The organism is Dyella telluris (genome assembly GCF_014297575.1).
GTDB lineage: Bacteria > Pseudomonadota > Gammaproteobacteria > Xanthomonadales > Rhodanobacteraceae > Dyella > Dyella telluris.
Genome location: NZ_CP060412.1, coordinates 4,224,664 through 4,245,656, shown reverse-complemented (window position 1 = coordinate 4,245,656; position 20,993 = coordinate 4,224,664). Strand labels below are relative to the sequence as shown.

The 20,993-nt window shown below is 62.5% G+C and carries 21 protein-coding genes; 4 read left to right on the top strand and 17 right to left on the bottom strand.

The window, feature by feature from the left end; translation table 11 throughout:
• Window positions 1-70 precede the first annotated feature (70 nt).
• The 5 genes from asnB (H8F01_RS18740) to H8F01_RS18725 form a co-directional block, all read right to left on the bottom strand.
• Window positions 71-1,744, bottom strand: coding sequence for an asparagine synthase B (gene asnB / locus H8F01_RS18740; protein ID WP_187056540.1), 1,674 nt, complete (start codon window positions 1,742-1,744; stop codon window positions 71-73).
• Between the two features lie 90 nt (window positions 1,745-1,834).
• Window positions 1,835-1,963, bottom strand: a complete 129-nt coding sequence (locus H8F01_RS21985; RefSeq protein WP_274380566.1) for a hypothetical protein — start codon at window positions 1,961-1,963, stop codon at window positions 1,835-1,837.
• 50 nt (window positions 1,964-2,013) lie between these two features.
• Window positions 2,014-2,406: a SpoIIAA family protein gene (locus H8F01_RS18735; RefSeq protein ID WP_187056539.1), complete on the bottom strand. Its 393-nt coding sequence runs from the start codon at window positions 2,404-2,406 to the stop codon at window positions 2,014-2,016.
• An 82-nt stretch (window positions 2,407-2,488) separates the two neighbouring features.
• A complete protein-coding gene (locus tag H8F01_RS18730; protein ID WP_187056538.1) occupies window positions 2,489-3,427 on the bottom strand; it encodes a TolB-like translocation protein in 939 nt (312 codons plus the stop codon).
• 62 nt (window positions 3,428-3,489) lie between these two features.
• Entirely contained in the window at window positions 3,490-3,783 is a 294-nt protein-coding gene (locus tag H8F01_RS18725; RefSeq protein WP_338017289.1) for a 2-hydroxyacyl-CoA dehydratase, read from the bottom strand.
• Between the two features lie 240 nt (window positions 3,784-4,023).
• Here H8F01_RS18725 and H8F01_RS18720 point away from each other — a divergent pair, with 240 nt between their 5' ends.
• Window positions 4,024-4,197, top strand: coding sequence for a hypothetical protein (locus H8F01_RS18720; RefSeq protein ID WP_187056537.1), 174 nt, complete (start codon window positions 4,024-4,026; stop codon window positions 4,195-4,197).
• Between the two features lie 34 nt (window positions 4,198-4,231).
• On the opposite strand, the gene H8F01_RS18715 is transcribed toward H8F01_RS18720, so the two are convergent.
• From H8F01_RS18715 to galE, 6 genes are all read right to left on the bottom strand, one after another.
• Entirely contained in the window at window positions 4,232-4,651 is a 420-nt protein-coding gene (locus tag H8F01_RS18715) for a GFA family protein (RefSeq protein ID WP_238481050.1), read from the bottom strand.
• 87 nt (window positions 4,652-4,738) lie between these two features.
• Entirely contained in the window at window positions 4,739-5,848 is a 1,110-nt protein-coding gene (locus H8F01_RS18710; RefSeq protein WP_187056535.1) for an S-(hydroxymethyl)glutathione dehydrogenase/class III alcohol dehydrogenase, read from the bottom strand.
• A gap of 61 nt (window positions 5,849-5,909) precedes the next feature.
• Window positions 5,910-6,185, bottom strand: coding sequence for a formaldehyde-responsive transcriptional repressor FrmR (frmR, locus tag H8F01_RS18705; protein ID WP_020415530.1), 276 nt, complete (start codon window positions 6,183-6,185; stop codon window positions 5,910-5,912).
• Window positions 6,186-6,520: 335 nt separating this feature from the next.
• Window positions 6,521-6,775, bottom strand: coding sequence for a hypothetical protein (locus tag H8F01_RS18700; RefSeq protein ID WP_187056534.1), 255 nt, complete (start codon window positions 6,773-6,775; stop codon window positions 6,521-6,523).
• Between the two features lie 332 nt (window positions 6,776-7,107).
• A complete protein-coding gene (locus tag H8F01_RS18695; RefSeq protein WP_187056533.1) occupies window positions 7,108-7,917 on the bottom strand; it encodes a class I SAM-dependent methyltransferase in 810 nt (269 codons plus the stop codon).
• Window positions 7,918-8,111: 194 nt separating this feature from the next.
• Window positions 8,112-9,134, bottom strand: a complete 1,023-nt coding sequence (gene galE, locus H8F01_RS18690; RefSeq protein ID WP_187056532.1) for a UDP-glucose 4-epimerase GalE — start codon at window positions 9,132-9,134, stop codon at window positions 8,112-8,114.
• A gap of 347 nt (window positions 9,135-9,481) precedes the next feature.
• On the opposite strand from galE, the gene H8F01_RS18685 reads away from it, so the two are divergent.
• From H8F01_RS18685 to H8F01_RS18675, 3 genes are all read left to right on the top strand, one after another.
• Window positions 9,482-9,691, top strand: coding sequence for a hypothetical protein (locus H8F01_RS18685; RefSeq protein WP_187056531.1), 210 nt, complete (start codon window positions 9,482-9,484; stop codon window positions 9,689-9,691).
• A 199-nt stretch (window positions 9,692-9,890) separates the two neighbouring features.
• Window positions 9,891-10,994 carry a polysaccharide biosynthesis/export family protein gene (locus tag H8F01_RS18680; protein WP_484489039.1) on the top strand — a complete coding sequence of 368 codons (1,104 nt, stop codon included), beginning with the start codon at window positions 9,891-9,893 and terminating at the stop codon, window positions 10,992-10,994.
• Between the two features lie 445 nt (window positions 10,995-11,439).
• Window positions 11,440-12,576, top strand: coding sequence for an MraY family glycosyltransferase (locus tag H8F01_RS18675; RefSeq protein ID WP_238481049.1), 1,137 nt, complete (start codon window positions 11,440-11,442; stop codon window positions 12,574-12,576).
• A 17-nt stretch (window positions 12,577-12,593) separates the two neighbouring features.
• On the opposite strand, the gene H8F01_RS18670 is transcribed toward H8F01_RS18675, so the two are convergent.
• The 6 genes from H8F01_RS18670 to H8F01_RS18645 all read right to left on the bottom strand — a co-directional run bounded on the left by H8F01_RS18670 (window position 12,594) and on the right by H8F01_RS18645 (window position 20,992).
• Entirely contained in the window at window positions 12,594-14,024 is a 1,431-nt protein-coding gene (locus tag H8F01_RS18670; protein ID WP_238481048.1) for a glycoside hydrolase family protein, read from the bottom strand.
• A gap of 86 nt (window positions 14,025-14,110) precedes the next feature.
• A complete protein-coding gene (locus H8F01_RS18665; RefSeq protein ID WP_187056529.1) occupies window positions 14,111-15,271 on the bottom strand; it encodes a glycosyltransferase family 4 protein in 1,161 nt (386 codons plus the stop codon).
• Between the two features lie 84 nt (window positions 15,272-15,355).
• Window positions 15,356-17,320 carry an asparagine synthase (glutamine-hydrolyzing) gene (gene asnB / locus H8F01_RS18660; RefSeq protein WP_187056528.1) on the bottom strand — a complete coding sequence of 655 codons (1,965 nt, stop codon included), beginning with the start codon at window positions 17,318-17,320 and terminating at the stop codon, window positions 15,356-15,358.
• Complete coding sequence (locus tag H8F01_RS18655) at window positions 17,320-18,405, bottom strand: glycosyltransferase family 4 protein (protein ID WP_187056527.1); 1,086 nt, start codon at window positions 18,403-18,405, stop codon at window positions 17,320-17,322. The genes asnB (H8F01_RS18660) and H8F01_RS18655 overlap by 1 nt, the downstream gene beginning before the upstream one ends.
• Window positions 18,402-19,715 carry a hypothetical protein gene (locus H8F01_RS18650; RefSeq protein WP_187056526.1) on the bottom strand — a complete coding sequence of 438 codons (1,314 nt, stop codon included), beginning with the start codon at window positions 19,713-19,715 and terminating at the stop codon, window positions 18,402-18,404. Before H8F01_RS18650 ends, H8F01_RS18655 begins: the two co-directional genes overlap by 4 nt.
• Complete coding sequence (locus tag H8F01_RS18645; RefSeq protein ID WP_187056525.1) at window positions 19,712-20,992, bottom strand: glycosyltransferase family protein; 1,281 nt, start codon at window positions 20,990-20,992, stop codon at window positions 19,712-19,714. The genes H8F01_RS18650 and H8F01_RS18645 overlap by 4 nt, the downstream gene beginning before the upstream one ends.
• Between the last annotated feature and the right edge of the window lies 1 nt (window position 20,993).

The following is a 20,993-nucleotide window of genomic DNA, read 5'->3' as shown; positions in this document are numbered from 1 at the left end:
GCATGCCGTCGACGAGCAAGAATGAATCGTCGCGCGGCCTGTCCTCCATGCCGCGCGACGAAACCCCGCCTTACGCCAACGCCTGCTGGTGCACGTCACGCACCGCGCGACCGGAAGGATCAGCTGCGGCAGCGAACGACGGATCCCATGCCAGCGCAGCGGGCGATGAACACGCGATGGATTTCCCGCCCGGCACCGTCTCCGCACACGCCTGCCCCGGATAGAAGCGCTCGAAAATGCGGCGATACAGATAGGCCTCCTTGGTGGCCGGCGGGTTGTGTGGAAAGCGCGTAGCGGCCGCGGCGAACTCACGATCGCTCACCGATTGTTCGGCGTGCGCCTTGAGGCCGTCGATCCAGCCATAGCCCACACCGTCGCTGAACTGTTCTTTCTGGCGCCACAGGATTTCGTCCGGCAATGCGCCCTGGAAGGCTTCGCGCAGCACGGCCTTTTCGATGCGCCCCTGCCCCGCCATCTTGTGGCGGGCGTCCATGCCCATGGCAACGTCCAGGAATTCGAGATCCAGGAAGGGCACGCGTGCCTCCACGCCCCAGGCCATCATCGACTTGTTCGCGCGCAGGCAGTCATAGCTGTGCAGTGCATCGAGCTTGCGCACGGTTTCTTCGTGGAATGCTTCGGCCGAGGGCGCTTTGTGGAAGTACAGGTAGCCACCGAAGATCTCGTCCGATCCTTCGCCGGAGAGCACCATCTTCACACCCATGGCCTTGATGCGGCGCGCGAGAAGATACATGGGCGTGGATGCGCGGATGGTAGTGACATCGTAGGTTTCGATATGGCGGATCACTTCGGGCAGCGCATCCAGTCCTTCCCAGAAGGTGTAGACGAAGCCGTGGTGAACCGTGCCCAGCGCATCGGCTGCCACCTGTGCCGCAGCAAGGTCGGGCGAACCTTCCAGGCCGATCGCGAACGAATGCAGGCGCGGCCACCATGCCTCGGCGCGGTCGTCGTCTTCCACGCGGTGACGGGCGAAGCGGGCGGCGCAGGCGGCAACCAGGGAAGAATCCAGGCCGCCGGACAACAGCACGCCATAAGGCACGTCGGTCATCAGTTGGCGATGCACGGCCTGTTCGAAGGCGGTGCGCAACTCGGCCGGCGCCACGTCGTGACCGCGGGTGCTGGCGTAGTCGCGCCACGGCTTCTGGTAGTAACGGCGCAGCTCACCGTCCGCGCTGTCGTAGACATGCCCCGGCGGAAACGGAGCCACGTCCGTACACAGGCCCACCAGCGATTTCATTTCCGAGGCCACGCAGAGGCGACCTTCACCATCATGCCCCCAGTAAAGCGGGCACACGCCAAGGGGGTCGCGTGCAATCACGTAACGGGATTCGATGCTGTCCCACAAGGCGAACGCAAAGATGCCATTGAGCCGGGAGACCCATTCGGCGGGCGCCTGATCATCGCGATACAGCGCGTTGATCACCTCGCAATCGGAGCCGGTGGTGAAATCGTAGTCGCTCGCCGCACGCAGTTCGCGATGGTTGTAGATCTCGCCATTCACCGCCAGCGCCAGCGCGTCATCGCGTGAGCGCAGCGGCTGCGCGCCACTGGCGGGATCGACGATGGCAAGCCGCTCATGCACCAGGATCACGCCCGCATCCACGAATACGCCACTCCAGTCCGGCCCACGGTGGCGCTGGCGCTGGGATAGCTCAAGCGCCTGCTGGCGCAACGCCGCCAGGTCGTCGCCGGGCTGCAGGTCGAACATGCCGAAGATCGAACACATGAGGTGGATTCCCTTTGCTTTTTCACGAGGCTGAAAAACAAAAAGGCCCGCTCGGGAGCGGGCCTTTCTGCGTGTGTATGTTGCTTCTGCTTACACGCCGGCCCACCCGTACAAGCGGGTATTGTTATTGGCGTTATTGTTGTTCAGCGCGCGCATGCACTCGTCGGCCGACGCGGAAGCGGCGGTCATGGCGACAAGGATGGCGTGAAGGCTGGACATGCCACCGACTTAAACACAGCGCTCGCCGGCTGACAAGCACCAATAAAGTTTCATTTGTTTCCATCGTCCTCGACGGGGCGCGGCTCGCCGATCCACGCCATGGCCTCGTCGAACTGGGCGTTGTGAAACAGCTTGAACTCGGCCGGCACCGCAAAACCCATGGCGCTCGCCGTGACGCGCAGCCACTGCACATCGGTAACCAGCGCCACGCGGTCCCAGCCGCTGAAGTGGCGGAAACCCAGTTGTGCGTCTTCCCACATCGCGCCGGCGTCAAAACCGGTGAAGTCGGGGCCGACGTGATAGAGCAGGCGCAACTTGCGATTCAACGCGAAGGCCGCCTCGATATCGGGCACCAGCACGCGTGAATAATCGGTGGCAGTGACCTGCCCGCTGGCACGGAATCCCAGCGCACCTGCCGGTAATCCGGGGATCTGTTCAATCATGATCAACGTCCCGATGACCCAGACGCCTGTATCGCAAAAGATACGTTACGGGTGCGTCACGATGGTCAGCGGGCCACGACCGTCAGTGCTGCGACCTCGCGTGTGCATCCAGCCAGGGCCCCAGGGGAATCTGCCAGATGTTGTACTTGCCGTTGTCCCAGTCCGCACGGACCGTGCCGGGCGCGATGTCCTCCAGGCGATCGCTGGCGAAATACAGCGTCTGGTGATCGGGGCTCAGGCGCGCCTCGGCATCCGAGCCGGCGCTGTTCACGCCATTGCCCAGATGAATGGGCGTACCCCATTGGCCGTTGTCGCGAAACACGATGAAAAGATCGATCTGACGCGCTGGCGAACGACTGGAGCCGAACACGACGAAGGACTCATCGGGCGCCACCGCCGGATCCACGTCGGTCACATGCCCGTCGCTGAAAGGCAGCGCCTGAGGCTCGTCGTAACCACCGCGATGCGCGGCGGCACGGAACAACTCGAAGTGCTTCGGGTCCGCCGCCGGATGCATGAAATACAGCGTGCCATCGGCCGCCACCGCCGGCGCAAACGTCGAGTCGCTGCGATTGACGGCATCCGGCAGGCGCACCGGGGTTCCCCACTTGCCGTTTTCCCAGGAGACCTTCCAGAGATTGCCGCCATGCCCGGGGAAGCTGCGCCCCATGAAGTAGCCATCCAGCGGCTGGCCGCCGGGCGTCTTCGGGCGATTGGAGACGAACACCAGGAAACGACCGTCCGGTGACATGGCCGGCTCCATGTCGCTCCACTGTCCCGAAAATGGCGCCATGGTCGGCGTGGACCAGTGCCCGTTGTCCAGATGACTGACCAGGATGCTGGATTCAGTACCATCGCTGCGCGTGAAGTACACGGTGCGGCCGTCCGGCGCGAACGCGGGAGCACTGTCGTGCAGCGGCCCGGAAATCACTCCCGGCGCAAAAACGGAGGGCGTGACATCTTGCGCGACAACATCAGCGCACAACAGGGTCAGTACGGCAGCGAACGCGACACGCAACATCCGGACACCTCTCGCAGGAAGTGCCGCATGCTATCGCTACCGTCGGCAGCGGCAAAGTGCAGTTAGTCCTGCTCGGCCACCTTGCGGCTGGCCCGACGCTTGCGTGGCGCCATCTCGGACGCGGCAATCAGGCCCTGCAGGTAGGCAATGCCCTCTTCCTCCGGGAAAAAGGCCACCACGTCGGCAACGCTCAGCTGATAGCGCTCGCGCAACGCCAGGAACTCGCGCCGGGCGCGATCCTGCGGTGCTTCGCTGGTTTCCTTGCGACGCTTGTCCTGTTCCTTGTCGAGTGCGGCGAGTTCTTCCTGGAACTGGCGGAAAGCGTCTTTGTTCATGGCCATCGAAAGAGACGTCACGGCGCGGGGATCCTCATTCTTGCACGCCTTGCCCCCGGACCGGGCAAACATCGGCAGCCGCAGCGCTCCGTCATGCACGCGTGATGTCGACATCGCGCCGTCATCCTTGCGTCAAAAACCGCCGGATTCCTAGGAATTTCATAAGAATTGCGTTCGTGAAAAAAGGCGTTCGCTTTAACCGCTCACCAACGAGCGCATCGCTAGTCTGAATTTCCCACGCGACAACCTTCAGGAGTGCATATGGATCCGATGACCCTTGATGCGCCGATTGCCAGCGCGGAACACCCCCATGCCCGGCGCGTGTCGCCGGAGCCCACGGAGGGGTTTGTGCTGGATCCCTGGTCCGGTCTCTATCGTGAAACGGACGCCACCTACCAGAGCCGGCTGCAGTCGTTACCCAGCCTGGCCGTGTGACCCCTCGAAGACCCCGCCTTGCGCGGGGTTTCTTTCATCTGTCGGGCAGCTCGAGGTATTGCGGAAGATCGTCGGTGATGTCGAACCACGGTGCTTTCGACCCGACGTAGATATGTTTGTCCGGTCGAATGGACGGTGCATCCACCAGCGTCCCCATGGCTACATGGACAAACGCACCCTCGCGCACCACGGACCAGAGCAACGAACCGCATCGGCGGCAATGCGCGTCGTGACCCTCCGCTTCGCCGACGATCAGCAGCTGCGATTCACCCCGGGTCACCCTCAGTTTCGCACGCTCGATGCCGGCAAAGGGCTTGAACGCCGAACCGGTGGTCCGTCGACATTGGGAGCAATGGCAGTTGGCCGCGTAAAGAAACGCGTCGTCCACCTGGTAACGGACCTCGCCGCAATAGCACTGTCCGGCCAGCGAACGGGAGGCTAGTTGAGTCGGCACGACACGCCCTCGCTTCACGGTTGTCGGGTCGATCATAGTGGAGTGACACCACCACCCTGAGGCGGTGGCGTCACGCCGCACATTGCCTCAGAAGTGCACGACCGAGCGGATCGACTTGCCCTCATGCATCAGGTCGAACGCTTCGTTGATGCCGGTAAGCGGCATGGTGTGCGTCACGAAGGGCTCCAGCTGGATCTTGCCTGCCATGGCTTCTTCCACCATGCCCGGCAACTGCGAGCGACCTTTCACGCCGCCGAAGGCCGTGCCCAGCCACTTGCGGCCGGTCACCAACTGGAACGGACGCGTGGAGATTTCCTGGCCCGCACCGGCCACGCCGATGATCACCGACTGGCCCCAGCCGCGATGCGCGCATTCCAGCGCAGCGCGCATCACATTGACGTTGCCGATGCACTCGAAGCTGTGGTCCACGCCCCAACCCGTCATCTCCACGATGACCTGCTGGATCGGCTTGTCAAAATCCTTGGGGTTGACGCAATCGGTCGCACCGAAGCTACGTGCCAGTTCGAACTTGCCGGGGTTGGTGTCGATGGCAATGATGCGACCCGCCTTGGCCAGCTTCGCGCCCTGGATCACCGCCAGGCCGATGCCTCCGAGGCCGAACACGGCCACGCTGTCGCCTTCCTGTACTTTGGCCGTGTTCTTCACCGCGCCAAGGCCCGTGGTTACACCGCAGCCCAGCAGGCATACGTGTTCGGGGTTGGCATCAGGGTTCACCTTCGCCAGCGAGACCTCGGCCACCACGGTGTATTCGCTGAAGGTGGAGCAGCCCATGTAGTGATAGATCGGCTGGCCGTTGTAGCTGAAACGGGTGGTGCCATCGGGCATCAGGCCCTTGCCCTGGGTGGCACGCACGGCCACGCAAAGATTGGTCTTGCCGCTCTTGCAGAACAGGCATTCGCCGCATTCGGCGGTGTACAGCGGAATGACGTGATCGCCCGGCTTCACGCTGGTCACGCCCTCGCCCACTTCCACCACGATGCCGGCGCCTTCATGGCCCAGCACGGCGGGAAACACGCCTTCCGGATCGTCACCCGACAGCGTGAACGCGTCGGTATGGCACACGCCGGTGTGCGTGATCTTCACCAGCACTTCGCCCTTGCGAGGCGGCTCGACGTCGATCTCGACGATTTCCAGGGGCTTGCCCGGGGCGAAAGCTACGGCGGCGCGTGATTTCATGATGGTCTGTTCCTGAAGCAAAGAAGGTGGATCGGCAACCGCAACAGCGGTGCGAACGTGGTCAGCGGAGATAAGAGCGCACGAGGGACACCACCTCGTCGATGGATTTGTCCGGCGTGCCGTTGGCCTGTGCCAGATGGGAGAACTCCTCGCGCAGGTGGCTTTCCAGCACGCCGGCCATCAGGCCGTTGATGGCACCGCGCACGGCGGCGATCTGCTGAAGGATGGGCCCGCATTCCGCGCCCTTTTCCAGCGCCAGCTCCAGTGCATCGAGCTGGCCCCGGACGCGACGCACGCGGGCAAGCACGCGTTTTTTCTCTTCGGCGGTGTGTGGCATCGCAGGCCTCGCCAGATACTGGGAAGGAGTATATTTTGCATACTCCCTGGCAGTATTTCAACGTGCGTTCTTCCTGGTCACGAACCGACGCTGGCCGTCGGCGCGCCTCATGCAGGCACGTCAACGTGCCGGGCGGCCTGCCATGGCCGGCCGACAGGGTTGCGGACAACAAGTGTTCCGGCGATGAAGATCGCAGAATGCGGGGGGTGAACGGGCCTTCAGGCCGGGCGCCATGCCGCGGGGACCTTGCGGGAGTCCAACCATGGGCGGCAACTGCGTCGGGCGCGAACCACGCGCCGGCGCCGCCATGACGTGGCCGCCCTGCGACGGGTCAGTTACTGCCCCTGAGGGTCAACTTGGGCTCGGATGCCGCGTACCAGGATTTCTGCCTGGATCAGGCCGGCAATGGCCGCTTCACTGGGCGCGTGCCCTTCGAAGGTCTCCAGCAACGTGGCAAAGCCATACAGCCAGGCGCGCCAATACACCGATTCGCCCCGCTCGAAGACTTCACAGAAGACGTCGATACGTTCGTCAAGCTCGTCGACCAGAATGAAGTTCATTTCCATCGCAGCAACCACTGTGTGATGCATAGCCCCTCCCATCGCCGCGGACAGCTGCGGCGTTCGTCTGGGTGTGGAACGTCATGTGGGGAAGAAGTTGTCGTTCTCTGCGAGGAATAGATTCAAGGAGCGTGCCAGCGACGGACATCAACGCTCACAGGCCGGCATCGCAGCGCGTTCATTGCGACAGGCTCAGGGCAGCGGCAGGCGCACGCTGGCCAGCGATCCCCTGCCCGGCGAAAGCTGGTACAAACCACCCCGCTTGCCGCCGGGTCCTCGACGGTCGATGCATCGTGTGAAACAAACGCAGCGCGCGGCACGATACCGCGCGCTGCCTGCGTCCCCAGTGCCCGGTCGATCGCCTAGGGTTTGACGAACTTCAGCGTCATGCGATCGGACTCACCGATCGCCTTCATCTTCGCGTGCTCGTCCTCGGGCCCGGACAGGTCGGGCGGCAGACGATGGATGTTGATGTCTTCCGGATCGTTCGGGTTGGCGTTGACCTGCGATACATCGGCCAGGCGGAAGCCCGCCTTGATCGCCTGCGCGATCATGTAATCCTCGGAGATGCGATGGAGCGCGGCGGCAGTCGCCTGCCCGTCCGAGAAAGGCCTGGCCCGGTGTTCCTCGATGCCAAGAATGCCGCCCGGCTTGAGCACCTCAAAGGCCGACTTGAACACGGCCGCCAGCGTGTCCGGGCTGTTGATCAACCAGTCGTGCGTGTTGCGGAATGTCAGCACCATGTCGGCGGAACGACTGGGCCCAAGGCTCACCTGCTCGGGCGGCGCAAACGGAATGACCTTGGCGATATGGCCGAACACGGCCGGGTTGCCTTTCAGCTTGGCCGTGAACTTCTCGGCCTTCGGCGGTGCCGCCTCGATAAGCTGGCCATGCGCCGCAAGATAGGGTGCGAGAATCTCGGTATACCAACCGCCGCCCGGCGACAGCTCGATGACCGTCATGCCGGGCTGTATGCCGAAGAACTGCAGCGTTTCCACCGGGTGCCGGTAAACATCGCGTGCCTTGTTGGCTTCCGAACGCCAATCGCCCTGGACTGCCTGCTGCAACGACATCTCGGCCGCAGGAGTCTTCGTCTCGGCAGCATGCACAGTGAAATTCAACAGGAGCAGAGCGGGAAGCAAGGCCAGCAACTTGCAGGTACGTCGGAACATGATTCGACCCTCCTGACGGCGAGGCCACCAAGAGTACGCCCAATGCGTGCCGGATGAGCAATCGCCCGTGAAGCCGCCCCTACCCGGACCGTCCCGACCGTTCCGTTGGCCGGCACTCTCCCGCGTTGCGAAGTGATCCACCTTCGGAGGGAAGCCAAGTCCCGCGCGCGATCTCTTCGCCAGCACCACCGTGCTCAGGCCACCGCGATCATCCGCTCATAACCATGAGGGTGTGCCGCCTGCCAGCGCCACGCATCCTCACACATGCGGCGAAGGCCATGTTGCGCGCGCCAGCCCAGCACCTGCTGCGCAAGCGAAGGATCGGCCCAGGCTTCCGCCACGTCACCGGCACGCCGTTCCACAAATTCATAGGGCACGGTGTGACCGGACGCCCGCTCGAACGCAGCCACCACTTCAAGCACGCTGTAACCGCGCCCCGTGCCAAGGTTCATGGCGATGCAACCGACGCGATCCATCGCGTCCAGCGCCTTCATGTGTGCGTCGGCCAGATCCATCACATGAATGTAGTCGCGCACACCCGTGCCATCGCGCGTGGGGTAATCGTTACCGAATATCTGCAGGTGGTCGCGCAGACCCGCAGCCACCTGAGCCACATAAGGCACCAGATTGCTGGGTGCGCCATGGGCGTCTTCGCCGATCTGTCCGCTGGGGTGCGCGCCGGCAGGATTGAAGTAGCGCAGCAGGATCGCGCTGAACCCGGGGTCGGCCTTGCACAGCTCACCGATCAGCTGCTCCATGACCAGCTTCGTCCGCCCATAGGGGTTGGTCACCCGCAAGGCGGCATCTTCGGCAATCGGCACGCCATCGGGGTTGCCATAGACATTGGCGGAAGAGCTGAACACCAGGCGCTTCACGCCGACAGACTGCATCGCGCGCAGCAGGCTGATCGTGCCCACGATGTTGTTGTCGAAGTAGTACAGCGGCTGCTCCAGGCTCTCGCCAACCACCTTCAGCCCTGCGAAATGAACAACCGCATCCACGCCGCTGGCCAGCACGGCCTTCAGCGCCGCCTCGTCGCGTATATCGCCATGGACGAACCGGGCCCGCGCGCCACTCAGTTCATTGATGTGTTCCACGACGTGCATGGAACTGTTGACCAGGCTATCGAAGATGACCACGTCGTGGCCATGCTCAAGCAGCCTCACGCAGGTGTGGCTACCGATATAACCCGCACCACCGCAGACAAGTACTTTCATGCCGTCTCCTCGCCCAATCGTGCGGATCGTCAACGCGGACCTGATGCCCTGTCCTCAACAACCCCTTGGACGCCGATCGGTAAGCACGATGCCGGCAACCTTGTCTTCCTGCGCATGTCGACGATGAACGCATGCCTCGTTCAGCTGACAGGTCCATCCGAAAGATGCCGACAACGACACGATCTCGCGACGTGAACCTCGGGCGCATTCTGGTTTCGACAATCACAACGGCAGCACAACCGAAAGCCCACGACGGGCTTCGCCGCAACGCACCACTTCGACAGCCAACAGCAAGACAAGGATGTCGTTGGCGATAGCGACTTGTTATCAGTAGCGATTTTTCGTTCATGAATGCGACGAAGGAAATTTTTCTTCGAACCATGAAGAACATCATGGTTTCGACGACATTCATTGATGTGATGAGCGCGCGCTCATGGCATGAACAGCAGCCGTCCAGACGCCCATATTTCGATCACCACATTCATATTGATCAAGGCTTGGTTGAACGCCTGTTCACGTGCGGTGTGTCATTTCTCAACAACCAGTTTTCAAGTTGATCACGCCAAGGCATCTCCAAGGGTCGACACCTGAAGAGCTTGATCACGCAACGTGATGAACTCGTTTTCCTGCGCCATCGCGGCGAAATACAGGCAACAGCCTGAGCGCAACGGACATGTGATCCGACGCGTCATTCATTCGCTAACGCAATGAATGATCCGCTCTGCGACGTACCTTCCCAAAAGGAGTCCACAGACCGTGAAAATCAAATTCGCCTTGCCGATCCTGGTGAATGTCGTGCTTGTCAGTGGATGTGTCATGGCTCCTGGTCAACGCATGTCAAGCGATGGCGTGGTTCGAGGCACACCAAAAGACAGCAGCGAGATCCAGTTGGTGGACATCACCCCCCAGCTTCTCGACGCAAACCGCGCCTCATTGAATGCGGCCGTGCCCCAGGCCTTGCTCGACTACAAGCCCGAGCCTTATCGAATCGGTCCCGGCGACCAGCTCTACATCACGGTATGGGATCACCCGGAGCTGACGTCCCCGGCCGGCGTACAGCAACAGACACAGGCCAATGGCCGACTGGTCCGCTCCGACGGAACCCTGTTCTACCCCTACCTCGGATCAACCAAAGTCGCCGGCCTCACGATTGAGGAGCTTCGGCAGAACATTACGGCCAAGCTGGCCAAATACATCGAAAAGCCACAGGTCGACATCAACGTGGTTGGCTTCAACAGCCAGAAGGTCGTGTTGCAGGGCGCCTTCATGAAGACGGATCCGCAAAGCGTCACAGCCGTTCCGCTGACTCTGGGGCAGGCCATCGGCATCGCCACGGTCAATGCCGACCAGGCCAACGTATCCGACCTGGTGCTCAGTCGCGACGGACATGACTACCATATCGACCTCTCCACCTTCGCCAACCTGCCGAATATTCCCAATGACATCTACCTGAAGGCCGGCGACCGCATCTTCCTTCCCTACAACGACACCAAGGAGGTGTACGTGATGGGCGAAGTGATGCGACCCGCACCGGTGCCTTTCCGCACGGTGGCCTATCTCTCGTTGACGCAGGCCATCGGTCGCGCAGGCGGGCTCAACCCCAACACCTCCAGCGGCAAGGAGGTTTACGTCATACGTGGCGCGAAGAACCTCGAGAACACGCCACCCAAGGTGTTCCAGCTTGATGCGCGCTCGCCCACCGCTTTTGCACTTGGCGACGAGTTCATGGTCAAGCCCGGCGACGTGGTCTTCGTCGGTGCCGCGGGCATTACGCGTTGGAACCGCGTGATCAGTCAGCTGCTTCCCTCGGCGACCATCGTCACCAGCGCGGCGGCAGCCAACTACAGCGCCACGCACTGACGCATTCGATTCATGAACGTCGCAGGCATCACGGCGAATACTCAAATTCCGCTGAGATGCCCAGCGCCATCACCACTGCGAAGACGCGCATGCGTCTTCGCGATGTACCGGATAGCCACCTGAACAACGCTGCGCTGAACAGCGCGTTCGGGAAGCAACAAAGGCTTCATCAAATGATGGTAGGTTCGACATGAGAGCAAAGACCGCCCGCTCTCTCACCATCGGCCCGATGACGCTTTGACAAGCACCATGCTGGCCGCTTCAGGACGAAAGCACCAAGCGACTCCATCAACCACCTGAACGCGTTTCGGGCGGGGTCGTGCAAATCAGGGGGCTCATGCAACACCGCGGAGGAAATGCCGTGCAGGAGCCTCGTATTCTCGTTGATTGTCTGCTTGCCACCTGTACCTCGGCGATAGCCATCGTGGTACTGCGTCGCTATGCCGTGCTGTTCGGCCTGGTCGACCATCCGAGCAAGCGCAAGCAACACGTGGGGAAAATACCGCTGGTCGGTGGCCTCGCCATCTTCATGGGCGTCACCGTCGGGGCGGCCTGTTACGGGCAATTCCACTGGTTCGAGAAATCGATCATCAGCACGGCGGCGCTCCTCACCTTCATCGGTGCGCTGGACGACCGCTTCGACCTCAGTGTCAGAGGCAGGCTGTTCATCCAGGCTGCGTCCGTAGTCACGGTCATCGCCGTCTCGGGCGTCTACATCCACACCCTGGGCACCCTGTTCGGCCATGACATCGAGCTGGAATGGCTGGGACCACCCGTGACCATCATCGCCATCATCGGTTTGGTCAACGCGTTCAACATGATGGATGGCATCGATGGCCTCGCCGGCAGCCTGGCACTGGTCTCCATCGCCGCGATCGCGATGTTCGTCGGCACCTCGACGCTGCGCAGCTCGCTGGTCTTGCTCATCCTGCTCGCCATGGCATCGCTGCCCTACCTGCTGGCCAACCTCGGCGTGATGGGCAACAAGATCTTCCTTGGCGACGCCGGCAGCATGCTGATCGGCTACCTGCTTGCCTGGACCCTGATCCGCATGAGCCAGGTGCCGGAGTCCAACCTTTCCCCGGTCGACGTGCTGTGGTGCGTGGGGCTTCCCGTGTGCGACACACTCTCGGTCATGTGTCGCCGCATGAGCCAGGGGAAATCACCCTTCAAGCCGGATCGCGGCCATATTCACCACATCCTGATGCGTGCCGGGCTGGGGCCCCGCTCCACGCTGGTCGTGCTTATCGCCATCGCGGTGTCCATCGCCTTCGTCGGCGCCACGCTGCGCGACCGGGTTCCCTCGCCCGGTGCCCGCCTTGCTACGTTCATCGTGCTGATGTTTGCCTACGGTCTTTTCACGACGCGCGCGTGGCTCAAGCAGGAGGCGGCTCAGCACGAGAAAGACCTGCGTGCTCAGCCCGCGAGCATCCCCCGGGGCGTTCGTGCCGCCACCCGCCCTGCCGCCAATACCAGTCAGCCCCCCATTAACGCGGCACACCGCGAGCAGGTAGCGGCGCCCCCGGAGCGCCCTTCCCGTGCGCTGGGAACGGCGCGCGAATCGACCACCACGGTGCGATGAACCGTGGTGGTCATCGCTTAGCCGGCCCCCACGAACTTGATCAGGGCGCCGGCAGCGGTTTTATGCAATCCGTTGGTGTCGTTGTCGTATTCGAACGACTTCTGCAGCGACAGATCGCCCTTCGTGGTTCGCATGTCCTCGTTGGTGCTCATGAAGGTCATGGGCACGGCCTTGCTCATTGCCACGGAACTCAGTTTGGCGACATTGCCGGAGATGACCACGCTGTCGATCTTCCTTTGGCCATCGGGCGATGAATCCTGCGAAAAAGCAATGCAGGAACCATAGATGTCGATGAAGGTATTACCGGCGCACACCAGCCCAGTCGCACCCAGCACACCAATAGCTCCCATCTGCGGGCGAATGCCCTGGAATTGATTGCCTGTAATGACGGGAAGGACAGCATTTCGGCTGGTCTTGGAGGCGATCGCGCCCAACCGAATGGCGTCACCGCCGGGCCCTGAACCCGGTGTCCGTGCAAAGGTGCAGCCACTGACCTGCGCGCGACTCAGGCCGCCCACCGAGATATCCCAGCGCACCGAGTTGTAGAAGCGACAGTTCAGCACCGTAAGAAAGTCCGGCGTGCTGTCGACCGTCTTCGCCTTGGCGGATGTATCAATACCCCAATAGCAGTTCTCGAACTGGCAATCGACCACCACCCAGTTATGGATGTTGTCGTTTTTCTGATGGCCATTGAAGAAAGTGATGCCCGCGGTGTTGGTGCTGCTGATATCGATGAACTTGCAGCGGGTGATGAGCACATCGCGGTAGATGCTCCAGTCGTGGTCCGGCTCGAAGTCGATGCCGCCCACCGAGTGCGACAGCTGGGCATTTCCGATGTTCTGGAAAATGCAGTCGTCCACCAGCAGGTGATCGCAGTCGATGATGGACAGACCGTTGCGGTTGTCCCTCACCACGCCATCGAACATGCAGCCGCGCACGACCACGCGCTGGTTGTGGCGTTCCGTCGACTTCAACGTGCCCGATCCGACATACATGCCGTCGCCCCGGAAGCCACGGAACACGACCCGCTCCACCGTCAGGTCGGACGTCGCATTGACCGCCAGCAGGTAGTAGTACTGCGAGTAACCGAACTCGTCCACGCGGCCTTCAAGCTTGAAATCGTGCAGATGGATGTTGCGCATGTTGTCGGCCGGGTTGGTAGTGCCGCCATCCCGGATGTAGGTGACCAGCATGAATTCGCAGGCCAGCGACTTGTCGAAGGCGCGCAGTTCGGTGGTTGCACCGTCGCCGTACATTTCGAAGTCGGACTTCAGGTTGAGCTGCGTGACCGGGTAGATTCCGGCGGGAATGTACACGCGGGAACCCGCGTTGATGGCCGACTGGATATCCCTGGTGCAGTCGTAGGTGCTTGTGCCCTTGCGTATGGCGGCTTGCTCGGGCTTGGGGATGAAGTCCAGTACGTTCACGACCTTCGTGGAAGGCGACATGGCATTGCTCCGATGGTGGGCGGTCCAGGGGGTCAGTGCAGGCGTTCGAGCCTTGGCGACAGTGGGATCACAGGGGATAGCGCAGGTCAGCCGTAGCGCCTCTGCCTGGCTTCCTGGCCAGGGCCGCACAGTTCGGCGTAAACGCCCAGCGTGCGCTCGATGACGATGCGCTCATCAAAATAGTTACGCGCCTTGGTGCGCGCGGCCTCTCCCAGCCGTCGCGCCAGGGCGGGATCGTCCAGCAACTGACGCATGGCCTGCGCAAGCGGCTCCACGCTGCGCACTGGCACAAGCAAGCCGTCAACGCCATCGGCAACGACTTCGCGGCAACCGGGAACGTCTGTCGTGATCAATGGCAGCGCGCAGGCCGCCGCCTCGACCAGAGTTCGTGGCAGGCCCTCGCGATAACTCGGCAACACCACGATATCCACCGAAGCCAACAAGGCATTCATGTCGTCCACGTGGCCCAGCCAGGTCACGGTTCCCTCGTCCACCCATTCGCGCAAGGTCTGTTCGGGAATGGCCGCCGGGTTACCCGGATCCGGCGTTCCGGCCAGCATGGCCTGCACGGTATAGCCCCGGTTTCGAAGCAGACGCAGTGCGGCGATGTATTCGCCGATGCCCTTGTCCCACAGCATGCGGCTGGCCAGCAGGATGCGCGTGGCGCCCTCGCGGTTCTTTCGGGGCGAGTTGCCGGCAAACTTCCCGCAGTCCACACCCGAGCCGCGGATGAGGCGGATATGGGCAGGCTCGACCAGCGCAGCCTGCCGGAACAGTTTCACATCATCGGAATTCTGCAGTATCAAGCGCCCCTGCTCCCCGCCCAGGGCGAGCTTCAGCAGGCCGCGCACCACCGGGCGCAGCAGGCGCGCCTTGAGCTGGTCGCTGGTGAACACGTACCCCATGCCTGCCACTGCATTGATGCGAGCGGGTATGCCCGCCATCTTCGCGGCAAGCGAGCCATACACGGCGCACTTGATGGTGAACCCATGGACCACGTCGGGCTGTTCGCGCCGCAGCATGCGAACCAGATGCAACAGCAACGCGCTTTCGCGCAGTACGTTGAGGCTGCGCCGCTCCATCGGCAGCGGTTCCCAGCGCAGGCCAAGCTCGCGCAGGCGCGGACCATAGGGCCCGTCCGGCGAAATCAGCAACACGTCGTAGCCCGCCCTGAGCAGGGACATGGCCAGGCTTCGTCGAAAGTTATAGAGGTACCAGTCGGTGTTGGCGAACAGAACGGCTTTCATGGATGCACCTCACGCGCCGTCTTCGACGCGCTGTTGAAGGCAATGGCCAGCCATGGATGTCGCCATGCGATGAACCGGCCACTGTCACGATGCCCCCTGGTTTTCCTCAAGCCATCCCTGGAACATGAGCACGGTCCACAACTGGCGTTGCCAGTTGCGTCGGCCGCTCAGGTGTTCCTTCCACGTACGGCGGATCGGCGCGGGGTCAAAGAATCCCTCCTCGCGCAACCGCTTTTCACTCAGCAATGCCTCGGCCCATTCGCGCAGTGGACCGCGCAGCCATTGATCCACAGGCAAGGCGAAACCCATCTTGGGTCGTTCGATCAGTTCTTTCGGCACGTAACGGTGCAGCACTTGCCGGAGAATCCACTTGCCCTGCCCGTCGCGGATCTTCAGATCCAGCGGCATACGCAAAGCGAACTCCACCACGCGGTGATCCAGCATCGGCACGCGGGTCTCAAGGCTGTTGGCCATGGCCGAGCGATCGACCTTCACCAGGATGTCGTCCGGCAGATAACTCAGCGCATCCATCGCCATCATCCACTGCGCCAGGTCGTCGATGCGCGGCCACGCCGCCGGATCGGTCAGCACGGTGGCGGGTTCGCGCGCGCCCACCACGATGGATGCGGGATCCTTCCAGCAGCTGGCCAGGTTGAGCAGATAGTCCTGCCCGGATGACAAGGTCAACACCTCGGACAACTTGTGCGCCTTCTCGCCCGCGCGGGCGAGATGCCACTTGCGCGGCAGCAGCGGCTTGACCCGTTCCATGATGTTGTCCCACGCTCCGGGCGTCACGGCGCGAAGCGCACCGGCCAGGGCACGACGTGCCGGCAGCGGAAGATGCTGCATGCGCCCCCAGGTGGTGCGGGCGGCGAGATAGCGGTTATACCCGCCGAAAAGTTCGTCGCCACCATCGCCACTGAGTGCCACCGTCACGCTTTGACGTGCCAGCTGGCTGATCAGGTAGGTGGGAATCTGCGAGCTGTCCGCGAATGGCTCGCAGAAAATGGAAGGCAGCTTCGGAATCACCGAAAGCGCGTCGTCCGGGCTGACATACAACTCGGTGTGCTCGGTGCCCAGGTGCGCCGCCACCGCGCGCGCATGTGCGGCTTCGTCGTAACCGTCCTCGGCAAACCCAATCGTGAAGGTCTTGACCGGCCGTCTGCTGCGCGCCTGCATCAGCGCCACCACGGTGCTGCTGTCGATGCCACCGCTCAGGAAGGCTCCGAGGGGCACGTCGGAAAGCAACTGCGTGCTGATGCTGTCGCCGAGGCGATGCTCCAGTGCATCCACCGCTTCCTGATCGGTACCACCGAACTGGGTGGCTGATGCGGAGTCCACGGCTTCGTTGTAGCGCCAGTAGGGCCACTGCTGCGACTCCCGTCGCGATCCGCTGGTGACCTTGAGCAGATAGCCAGGACGCAACTTGTGGAAGCCACGGTAGATGGTATGCGGTGCAGGTATGCAGTCGTGGCGAAGAAACAATGCCAGCGCATCTCGATCAATCTCCGCGCGAAACGCAGGATGCGCCTTCAGCGCCTTGAGTTCCGAACCGAAGATCAGGGTATCGCCCTGCCAGCCGTAGTACAGCGGCTTCTCACCCATGCGATCGCGCCCGAGCGTGAGCTCCCGGCGCTGGCGATCCCATAGCGCGAACGCGAACATGCCCACGCACGAGCGCAAGGTTTCCTCGACGCCCCAGGCCACGAAGCACGCCATCAGCGTCTCGGTGTCGGAGTGACCGCGCCAGGCCACCGCCACGCCCTCTCCCGCGAGACGATCACGCAGGTCGACGTGGTTGTATATCTCCCCGTTGAACACCGCCACGTATCGCCCGCAGGCCGAGGGCATGGGCTGGTGCCCAGCCTCCGACAGATCCAGCACGGAAAGACGCTGCTGGGCGAGCGCGATGCCGGTTTCCTCGTCACACCAGAAACCACAGTCGTCAGGCCCGCGATGTTTCAGTCGTGTCGACATGGCCTGGACCTGCTCGCGCAGGCCCTGGCCGCCGCCCCTTTCCATGCGCCAGAAGCCCGTGATGCCACACATCAGCAGCCCCCCGCGGTACGCAGCACGGCGGCAAGCCGGGGGGCCTGCTGCCGGATGCTGTAGTGATCCTCGACGCGTCGGCGCCCGGCCCGCCCCATGCGATGGCGCAGGCGTGGATCGTCGATAAGGCGCTGCAGGCCGTCTCGCCACTCCACCTCGTCCGAGGCGAGGAAACCGTTCTGGCCATGGTCCACGATGTCGATGTTCGCCCCCACCGAAGAAGCCACCACCGGCAATCCGCAGGCCATGTACTGCACGATCTTGTAGCCGCACTTGCCGCGCTCCCACGGGCTGTCGCGCAACGGCATGATGCCGATGTCCATGCGGGCAATGGCGTCGGCCTCGGTGTCCTCCGACCATGCCATCACTTCGGGCTTGATCTCGGTGAAATGCCCGGCCGCGTCGTCCTTGGCACCGACCAGCAACAGCCGCGCCTGGTTGGCGAGGCACACCTTTTCAAGCAGTTCGCCGTACTCCAGCACGTAGTCCTCAGTAGCCGGGGAGCCGATCCAGCCGATCACGGGCTGCCGGTTCCCGTCGTGAGGAGTGACGTTGTAGCGATCGTCATCCACCACGGTGGGGATGATCTCGATACGGGTTGCCCCGGCACTCGCGGCGCGATCAGCCAGATAGCCATTCCCGGCCACCACGCAGTAGGCCCTGCGCATGACCTCGTCAATTTTTCGGCCCAGCAATCGCCTGACCAGCGCACTCGACGAGAGGTCGTAGCGGTGGAACAGCGCATCGTCATAGTCGACCACGTAGGGCCGGTTGGAGCGGAGCAACGCTGCTTCGATCCAGCTGGGCAGGTAGGGAAACAACTCGCCCTCGATCCAGGTCAGGTCGAAATCGTCCTCGCGCAGCAGCTGCATCATGCGCTTTCCGCCGTACAGCAGACCCTTGTAGCGAGCCGACTTGCCTTTTCCCTCGTAGAGCGATTCGAGATAGGCATCCGGAAACAAGGCCTGTACCTGCACATCAATGCCCTGCTCTTCCAGCAATGGCAGGTATTGCAGGCTGCGCAGCCGTGAACTGGGGCCGCGTCGTGAGTACCTGGAAAACAGCAATACCTTGACCCGCTTCATTTGGGCATCCGTTTGAGGATCATCGGATATTCGACAAACATCGCCACCAGCGGAATGGCGTACATCCATTGCAGGGAGAAGGCTTCGATATAGGGGTTGGTGTTGGTGCCGAGGAAGGCGCAGACGAATCCGCTGAACATGAACTTCTGCGCCGAGGTGAGGCGACAGGAAATCGCCAGCTTGACCACCCATGCGACATACAGGAAGAACGGCAGGACATAGATGATCGTCCCCAGCAGGCCCACACGGTAGAGCGTGGCCAGCCACACCAGCTCGTATCGCCAGGGATGCAACGCGTCGCTGACGAACCTGACGCCCACGCCGTGCCCGGAACCCAGGCCACCGTTCTCCAGAATGCCCGCGTAGAGCGAGGCACCCATCTGCGATCGAGCGTCACCGCCACCCGATGCCACCTTCGACGTCACCGCGTTGATCACCACCGGCAGGCTGATCTTGGTATAGGCCTGCAGCAGGAAAAGCACGGCGACGACGGCGATGGTCAATGGCAGGCCGTAACGCACCGTGCGGGTGATCACTGACGTCTTCGCATGACCCACGGTGCGCGACGACAGCAGCATGCCCAGCACGAAGCCGGTCGGCACGGAAAGAATCAGCGCCGAACGCCCCGACGTCAGCGCACAGATGAACAACATGCCAAGAAGAGCGAAGCGAAGGACCCTGTGCTTGATGAGTTCCGGCGAGCTGAAGAAGCCGCCTGCAAGGAAGATCATCGAGCCGTACACGTGCATCGTGGCGCCCGAGAACCCCTCGTTGAGGTTGACGTTGGCCCCCTCGAAGAAGAACGCAACGGCGGATGCGCCATGCCGCAGGAAGAGATAGAAGAACAACGCCACGCTGGCGGCACACAGCAGCGTCAGCATCACGAACCATTCAATCAGCCGGTCCATGTCCAGGTACCGGCACAGGCCATCGGCAATCAGTATCCAGGCCAACGGGGAGACGATGTAGACCGCGGCGATCTGGGCCAGGCCGACCAGCGGCGCATCGTGCATCCCGCCCACGATCAGATAAATGATGCTCACGATGACGCCATAGATATACAGCGTTAGCAGGTTTCGGATGCCCTGGCCAAACCGGAAACCCGGCAAGGCGAACAGGCAAGTCAAACCCATCATCGCCGCCGTGGGTATGGGCAGCGAGTTGGGGATCACCACCGCAAGCAGAAGCAGCACGAAGGCGGATGCAAGAAAGATATGCCGCACCGTCAGCCGGTAGGTACCGCCCATGGGCAGCTGCGAAGGCGGCGCCTGCGGCACCGTACGGGTCACGGGACTGTCCCCGGCGCTCATGCCAGCACCTCCTTTGAAAGCCATTGATCAAGCACTCTGGCCTGCTCCACCTTGCTGTAGGCGGCGATATCCCGCTGACCTGCGACATCCGATGCCGCCACGGCCTTTTGCAGCTTCAAAACGCCCTGTGCACCCTGGCTGATCAGGATCGACTGTCCCGACCTCGACTCGGCAAGAATGGCTGTCGCGGCGTTGTGTATGCCCGATACGCAGATCACATCCGCACCGACCGCCAGGTATTCGAACAACTTTCCGGTGGCACAGCTGGCGCGCGAGCCGGTAAGCAGAAGCAGGCGATCGCAGCGCTTCATCAACTGCAGCGCCAGGCCACGCTCCACCTGTCCCAGCATGGCCACGGGGAACTGTGCGCGCTCCAGCACCGCCTTCTCGAACGTGGTGAGTTCACCCGCAAAAATCACCATGCGCTTGTGGGTAGCCGACTCTTCGTCCTGGTTCATGGCCTCGACGAAGTACTCGAGGCTCTTCGATGCCGAGCTGTCACTGGCGCCAATGCGGCCGAAATGACCGATCACCTGCCATCCCGGCGGCACCGTGGACGCAAGCAACGCCTCCGCCTGTTCGCTGCGTGCTTCGTCATGGTCCAGTGCGGCAAAGTCGTCCGGGTCGTACCCGTTGGGGAGCATGGCCACCGGCTTGTCCGGGTAGCGGCGCTTGAAATCGTCCACCAGGGGACCGCTCACCGAGGTGATCAGGCCGCGCGTACTCACCACCCGACGCTCGATGATTCCGCGCACGAGACCGGGCAGCCAGCCAGCGCGACCCAGAGACTCGAACACCAGTCCGTCGCGGAAATCCTGGATGCAGGCCACGTCATGCCGGGCGGAAAGACTGGCCGCGGCGATCAGGGAATCCACCGGCGAATAGCTTCCGATGACCACACAGCGCTCGCCGGCGTCCAGTTTTTCGCGACACAGGCGGTCGGCCTCCGCCAACGCGGCGACCAGCCATTGGCGTGAGCCCACGGCGCCATGCGCCAGCGCAAAGGGCAAGGACCGGATGAACGCAGCAGCCAGTATGGGCAAGGAAGCCTTCGACGATGATTCACTGCCCACGCAATGCCCGGGGATCGCGTACACGCCGACACCTTCTTCCTCCGCCACGTGCGGATCGGGCGTGATCATCTCGTCGCCGCGCGCAAACACGAACACCCGGTACTTGCTGGTGTCCAGGTACTTCAGCAACCCCTTGAAGCGTTGCGCTGCAATGTTGTTGGATAAGTGATGCGCGGCAAAAACGAACAGGTTGATCTTGCTCACA

What these genes read in the sequence shown, in the direction of transcription:
- asnB (WP_187056540.1), bottom strand. Translation starts at nt 1,744, where the DNA reads ATGTGTTCGATCTTCGGCATGTTCGACCTGCAGCCCGGCGACGACCTG.
- H8F01_RS21985 (WP_274380566.1), bottom strand. Translation starts at nt 1,963, where the DNA reads ATGTCCAGCCTTCACGCCATCCTTGTCGCCATGACCGCCGCTTCCGCG.
- H8F01_RS18735 (WP_187056539.1), bottom strand. Translation starts at nt 2,406, where the DNA reads ATGATTGAACAGATCCCCGGATTACCGGCAGGTGCGCTGGGATTCCGT.
- H8F01_RS18730 (WP_187056538.1), bottom strand. Translation starts at nt 3,427, where the DNA reads ATGTTGCGTGTCGCGTTCGCTGCCGTACTGACCCTGTTGTGCGCTGAT.
- H8F01_RS18720 (WP_187056537.1), top strand. Translation starts at nt 4,024, where the DNA reads ATGGATCCGATGACCCTTGATGCGCCGATTGCCAGCGCGGAACACCCC.
- H8F01_RS18710 (WP_187056535.1), bottom strand. Translation starts at nt 5,848, where the DNA reads ATGAAATCACGCGCCGCCGTAGCTTTCGCCCCGGGCAAGCCCCTGGAA.
- frmR (WP_020415530.1), bottom strand. Translation starts at nt 6,185, where the DNA reads ATGCCACACACCGCCGAAGAGAAAAAACGCGTGCTTGCCCGCGTGCGT.
- H8F01_RS18700 (WP_187056534.1), bottom strand. Translation starts at nt 6,775, where the DNA reads ATGCATCACACAGTGGTTGCTGCGATGGAAATGAACTTCATTCTGGTC.
- H8F01_RS18695 (WP_187056533.1), bottom strand. Translation starts at nt 7,917, where the DNA reads ATGTTCCGACGTACCTGCAAGTTGCTGGCCTTGCTTCCCGCTCTGCTC.
- galE (WP_187056532.1), bottom strand. Translation starts at nt 9,134, where the DNA reads ATGAAAGTACTTGTCTGCGGTGGTGCGGGTTATATCGGTAGCCACACC.
- H8F01_RS18685 (WP_187056531.1), top strand. Translation starts at nt 9,482, where the DNA reads ATGAATGCGACGAAGGAAATTTTTCTTCGAACCATGAAGAACATCATG.
- H8F01_RS18670 (WP_238481048.1), bottom strand. Translation starts at nt 14,024, where the DNA reads ATGTCGCCTTCCACGAAGGTCGTGAACGTACTGGACTTCATCCCCAAG.
- H8F01_RS18665 (WP_187056529.1), bottom strand. Translation starts at nt 15,271, where the DNA reads ATGAAAGCCGTTCTGTTCGCCAACACCGACTGGTACCTCTATAACTTT.
- asnB (WP_187056528.1), bottom strand. Translation starts at nt 17,320, where the DNA reads ATGTGTGGCATCACGGGCTTCTGGCGCATGGAAAGGGGCGGCGGCCAG.
- H8F01_RS18655 (WP_187056527.1), bottom strand. Translation starts at nt 18,405, where the DNA reads ATGAAGCGGGTCAAGGTATTGCTGTTTTCCAGGTACTCACGACGCGGC.
- H8F01_RS18650 (WP_187056526.1), bottom strand. Translation starts at nt 19,715, where the DNA reads ATGAGCGCCGGGGACAGTCCCGTGACCCGTACGGTGCCGCAGGCGCCG.